This is a genomic window from Paenibacillus sinopodophylli, from assembly GCF_005930355.1.
GTDB classification, from domain to species: domain Bacteria; phylum Bacillota; class Bacilli; order Paenibacillales; family Paenibacillaceae; genus Pristimantibacillus; species Pristimantibacillus sinopodophylli.
This window is the reverse complement of sequence record NZ_VDBO01000034.1, coordinates 1-5,497: the sequence shown is the minus strand read 5'-3', so window position 1 is coordinate 5,497 and position 5,497 is coordinate 1. Positions and strand designations below refer to the sequence as shown.

At 39.1% G+C, this 5,497-nt stretch carries 3 protein-coding genes and 2 pseudogenes; 2 read left to right on the top strand and 3 right to left on the bottom strand.

What is annotated here, in order from left to right:
- Positions 1-722 precede the first annotated feature (722 nt).
- Positions 723-2,324: a hypothetical protein gene (locus FGT79_RS30435; protein WP_138756568.1), complete on the bottom strand. Its 1,602-nt coding sequence runs from the start codon at positions 2,322-2,324 to the stop codon at positions 723-725.
- Between the two features lie 699 nt (positions 2,325-3,023).
- Positions 3,024-4,139: a DNA polymerase IV gene (locus tag FGT79_RS30430; RefSeq protein ID WP_138756567.1), complete on the bottom strand. Its 1,116-nt coding sequence runs from the start codon at positions 4,137-4,139 to the stop codon at positions 3,024-3,026.
- Between FGT79_RS30430 and FGT79_RS30425 the strand changes: the two are divergent.
- Positions 4,111-4,696: pseudogene (locus tag FGT79_RS30425) on the top strand (SpoVR family protein); the annotation flags it as partial. The gene FGT79_RS30430 and the pseudogene FGT79_RS30425 sit on opposite strands and share 29 nt — an antisense overlap.
- A gap of 151 nt (positions 4,697-4,847) precedes the next feature.
- Positions 4,848-4,997 (top strand): annotated as a pseudogene (locus FGT79_RS32165) (IS5/IS1182 family transposase); the annotation flags it as partial.
- A gap of 223 nt (positions 4,998-5,220) precedes the next feature.
- On the opposite strand, the gene FGT79_RS30420 reads toward FGT79_RS32165, so the two are convergent.
- Positions 5,221-5,497, bottom strand: a 277-nt coding sequence (locus FGT79_RS30420; RefSeq protein WP_138756566.1) for an S-layer homology domain-containing protein, incomplete at its 5' end; no start/stop codon positions are given.

Below are 5,497 nucleotides of genomic sequence, written 5' to 3'. Positions count from 1 at the left end.
GAACAGTATGTTTCATCTCGTCAAAGTTGTACATTTTTATTCAAGCACTTTTGTACATGTTTAGAGTAGCATTTACACTCTTTTTTATCTGTACAACAGCGGCAGTCTAAAACTCTATTTTTCAAGTCTTGGTCCACCGCTGTTTCATTTTTATAATCAGTCTAATACTTATTTTTCGGAGTCTGACGATTTTCAATCCTCATAAACCCCGTTAGATCAAGTCTTTCAGTCTAGAACTTTATTTTCCCTGGACACTTCGGGGCGCCGCCGGTGAGAATATTGAGGTCAGTCTAAAATTTATTTTTCAATACCTGATGTTTCTCAAACCCTGAGCCGCGTCAAATCAGCCCACCTTGTACAGCTAATTCAGATCAACAATTCCTTCAAGCATGTTACTACTTTTACTAATTAATATTGCAGAAATAACTTTTCTATACACAGGTCAGTTTTATATACAAAAAATAAAACCAGGTTACTTTTATGTCGTATTTTTACGACATAAAAGTAACCTGGTTCATGATTAAAAGCTTATTCTATATGGGATTGAAACAGGTCAATTTTATGTCGCTGGACAGATTGATGTTGTTGTCCGATGACACGAAAGAAACTTTGTGTTTCTGATGACTCTTGGCGAACCAATTTAAGAAAGATAAACGCTTAGGTATACTACCAACAAGCGCCTTTGTTATGTATTTGAATAGCAGCACGTTGTTGGATCAAAGCTACTTTTTCTTTTTCTTCACCGCATTCGGATTTCTCCAGTATTGGTCTGTACCCCACTGCTCTTCATCAATACTAGCTGACTCCATATTGACATGGTACAGCTTAAATTTGATGTATCCCTCTTGATACCATCTGAGTATTTCCTTTTTGATATCGTTCTTGGTGGCAACCTCCGGGTCAAGTCCAAGCCATTCTACAATGTATTTGGAGTTGCAAATGGCCATCATTTTTGTTGGAGTGAAGCTTAAGTCCTTGCTATCCAGTTCCGCATAATACCCAATATGCTTGGATACGAAATTAAGCGGTTTCCGCTCAGAAGGAGACAAACCGTCTTGACCCAATTTCGTACCTAGATGGGTCTTGATTTCAATAAACAGAAGTTCTTCATCCTTGTAGGCTACAAGGTCAATCCCAGAGGAGGTTGGATAACTTTGCAGAGCCACTGTACGATAACCTAGATGCTCTAATTCTACCTTGACAAGCATTTCTCCTTCTGCACCCATTTGAACTGAATTATATGTTTTCTCCATTTCATCTTCGCCTTTGATGAGAGTTCCCGGTTCGTCAAAGTCTTCCACCATACCGGGTTCAATGACCGTTAGCCACATTCTGGCCCCGTCAATTTCTCGCAGAAAAACTCGAGCCAAGAGGTTAACAACCTTAGTATTCTTATTTAAAGATTCTCCTAGTTGTTTGGAGAAATTTTTGGTTTCTAGATAAACATCCTTCCATTCGGCATTATTAATTTGAAGTACCGTACTTGGAAGGAAACTCGCATCCCCTTCATCTCCTGACAGCTGGGCGCTTTCCGTTTTTACTTCTACATTAACAATAAGCTCTTTCTCGTTTATCAATTTATGCAATTTTGTTTGTTTACAAAATTTACGAACACTTAAACCTTTCAAATGTATTGCGATATCAATACCATTACCTTTTCTATTTTTCAAAGGCTGAATGGTCGCTTCTGAGAATATTTTCTTAAAATAATCAATGGCTAATTCTTCTCCGTACGCGCCTTGGTTTTTTAAATTTTGTTTATACTCATTAAGGTCGGGTAATCTCGCGCTTGGCGATATATATCTATTATCTTTCTTTTCAAATATATTATATTTTTGTGCATTTTTTTGTTCATAATCAAGATCTGTTTTTCTTTTTTTCTCTTCGCGGTCCGATTTTTTTTCATCTTTTTTCCTCTTATCTAGATTAAATAAATGTTTTTTCTTTTTGTGTGTACGGAATTCAGCGATTAGCTCTTCTTTTCTGCTTTTTGCTGCTTCTGACATTTCATTGCTATTTTTCATTTGTTCGCTCAATTTTTTTACCAAAGGAGGGATTCTTCTTGCAATTTCCACGAAATCAACAGCTTCTTCGTAGGTTTTCACATCCTCGAATGCATATTGAAGAGCATCAAATAGTCCATCGTATGTATATTCACGGATTAACCACTCTAAGTAATTTTCATCTTTCAGCATTTTGTCATGCTCAATTTCATCTTTTTTTCTTCCTGTTTCTGTTTCTGGTAAATCAATTTTAACACGCTGAATGACTTGTTTGTTTGGGGATGGTTGCAGATATTTCTGAGTGCCTTTATTACCAATCATACGTTGAAGCTGAAGGATGGAGGGATGCCCCATCGCTGCAGGATAAGCAGTATGCCGAGGAGAATCGTGATGATTGTCGATAACGGATTTACTTGAGGCAACGTTTTTTCTACTGGAGTCAAAGGTTTGAATGGGATAGCCCTCCTTTAAAATAATTGCCTTTCGGCATTCACCAAATGAGTTTTATTACAACGCCCAAACTCGTTTCTTCCAACGTTATAGAATCTTTTATTGTTTGCCTCCTTTGTGAACGTTTACTCATGAAGATCCCTTGGGTACCCCATATTATGCTATTTACCTGCAATAAGCTTATTTTACTACATATTGGAATTGTTCTGCTCGTTAATTCAATAGAAAAACGCTCCCATGCCTTCGCTTTGAACTGTGACCCTATTTGTAGACGATTAAATCAATTAACTCTATACTCAACTAAATAGCATATCGCCCCTGAATTTTGATATTAATATATTCAAAAATATCGTTTGTTACATCTGTCTTTAACATTACGTAAAACCACATGGATAGATACTCCATGTGGTTCTTTTCGTATATAATGACTAAAGGTAGCCGGTATTATAACCGGCTACCTTTTCTGCTTATCTGTTCCATTATCAAAAAAAAGTAAGCTATATAAAAGTTAAAAGTACTATCCTTTATCAAAATGTCCATTATGCAAATCACTCAGCAGATGCGTGAGCACTATCTTTTTGGCAAGCCACATAAGCACCATGCCGCTGTCGATCCCTTTTGATTCATCAATTTTGAATTCCTGTCCTTTGCTTGACCAGCGCTAGTTAATGAGCTAGCTCTAAGTATGGATACCTCTCCAAATCGATCCTTAATGTCGTCCATGACCTTATCAACTGCTCTTTTCTTCTCGGCGTCATCAAACATTGAAAGTTGATATGTATCAGCAATGATTAGATTAGAAATCGCTACACTTAATCTTCGTACAGGCATTCTATCCCAATGAGTATAAAACCATTTTTTAATGGCAGAGAATACATCTACTGTGACGTTCGTAGGATCACCAAGCTTCATTTGCCTGCTGAATCCAGTTGGATTATCCCAATCCGCGCCCGAGAGACCCATTGAAACTACAGAGCCCATTAAGCCCTTTTCTCTAGTTCTCCTGCAAATCTGCGAACACAAATCGAGCAACACCACTTCAATTTCCCATGCCTCCCTGTAGACTTTAGGAAGCGTCATTCCGTTGCCGATTACCTTCTGCTGGCTATGTGTCCTTGGAGTCACCGGCGAGTCATCAATACCGTTATCGACTCTCCAAATGACCTGGCCATTCACTCCCCACTTACTCAGTCTCTTAATTGGGGTTTTTGCTAGGTCACCAATTGTTCTGATTCCCAATCTTAAAAGATGCTTCTCCATTCTTGAACCAATGCCCCACATATCACGTATTGGATGATTCCAGATATGTTGACCTAATTCGTCTTTCTTGAGATAAAATATACCGTTAGCATTTTTCTTGGAGATCATGTCACAGCACAGTTTTGCAATCACCTTGTTTTCACCAATTCCAGCTCTTTCATATATTCCTGTTTCAGACATGATTCTTGTTTGAATAAGTTTAGTCATCTCAATTATTGAGTTTCCAAACAAGTGCAATGAACCTGAACAATCAATAAACAATTCATCTATACTGTACGGTTCAACAACGTCACTATAAGACTCCAAAATGCTTGTAATCTGCATTGAAACCTGAATATATTGCTGCATATGTGGTCTTACAATAACTAAATTAGGACACTTTTTCAGAGCTTGCCAAACCAGCGAGGAAACGATTGAATTCGCCAAGCTGAACTCCTCCGTCGTACAACCATCACGGCATTCATTGAATCCCTACTGTTTGGTACTCAAAATATTCGAGGATATCGAGCGCCGCTTCGATAATCCAACTGCGGAGGAGCAGCGCCGCTTCGGCCGTGTTCCCGGCAAGGGCAGAGAAAAGATGTTCGAGGTTCGCGAGCTCGACTCTGACATCTCTTTCCTACGCAACTACTTGACCAAGGACTTAGTGAACGATCTGGATCTGTACATTTTCGAGAAAAAGGGGCCCGAATGGAAAATTACAGATAAATTATGGGAGAATATTCACGATCAGCTCGTCTATTCTAAGGTCAACGGCGGCTTTCCTAGTCTAATGGTGAAAGACGGCGACTTTAATCGAGTAGGCGAGCTTTATCTCATTCATGAATACGAGGGCATGGAGCTCGATTTGAAATACGTGGAGCGTACGCTTCCCCAAGTCGTTCAATTATGGGGGGAAACACGTGCATCTGGAAACGTTCGTTGAGGATAAAAAGATCGTGTTCAGCTATGATGGGAAGAAGACGAGCCGGAAGTTTGTTTAGTTTATCCGAACAAGAATTACGTAGTAGCAAGCATAGTGGAAAACAAAAACTCGAACATAGATCGGGTTTTTATTCTTTTATATTTTAAATACTTATTCAAATATCACACCCCCATTTGCATATCTCTCGTCTAGATACGGCACCTCAATTCCATAATATTGAAACAAAAAACAGTGAACATAGAGACGAGTATGATGCTGCATCGTCCTCGAGTCTTGTTGGCATGCAAATGCAAGGTGTCATGGCCATATTTACTGTTAATCTCAAGCGAATTATTACACTCATGAAAGATTCAAAGTAAAAGAATAAAGAAAAAGGCGATATTCCGTTCCAAGTAGAACGAAATATCGCCTTTCTGATTAAAACAAATCTTAATAAATTAAAAACGCAAGTTTTTCAGTCACCTAATTGAAGACAGGAATCATCTCTTATATGTGACTTAATACTCTTTTTTCAAAGTGTCCTTGACTAAGGGGACAGTTTAACTCGCATTAGCAGATTAATATAGCCTCTTAATCCTCGTTCTACTCCATCTTCTTAATCAAGTTCAAGATGGCTTGCGCGGTTTCGGCGCGGTTGGCGTTGGAAGCAGGATCTATGATTCCGTTTCCTTTTCCTTGCAGAAGTCCTGCAGCGATGGCTTTATTCACTCCTTCTACTGCCCATGGAGAAATGCTTGAGCCATCCTTGAGAGCGGCTGTTTCTTGACCAGTCGCTGCAATTGCGCTGTTCTTGTACTCATAGGCGCGAACAAGCAGTGCCGCCATTTGTTCACGGGTGATTCTCGCGTTCGGATCAAAT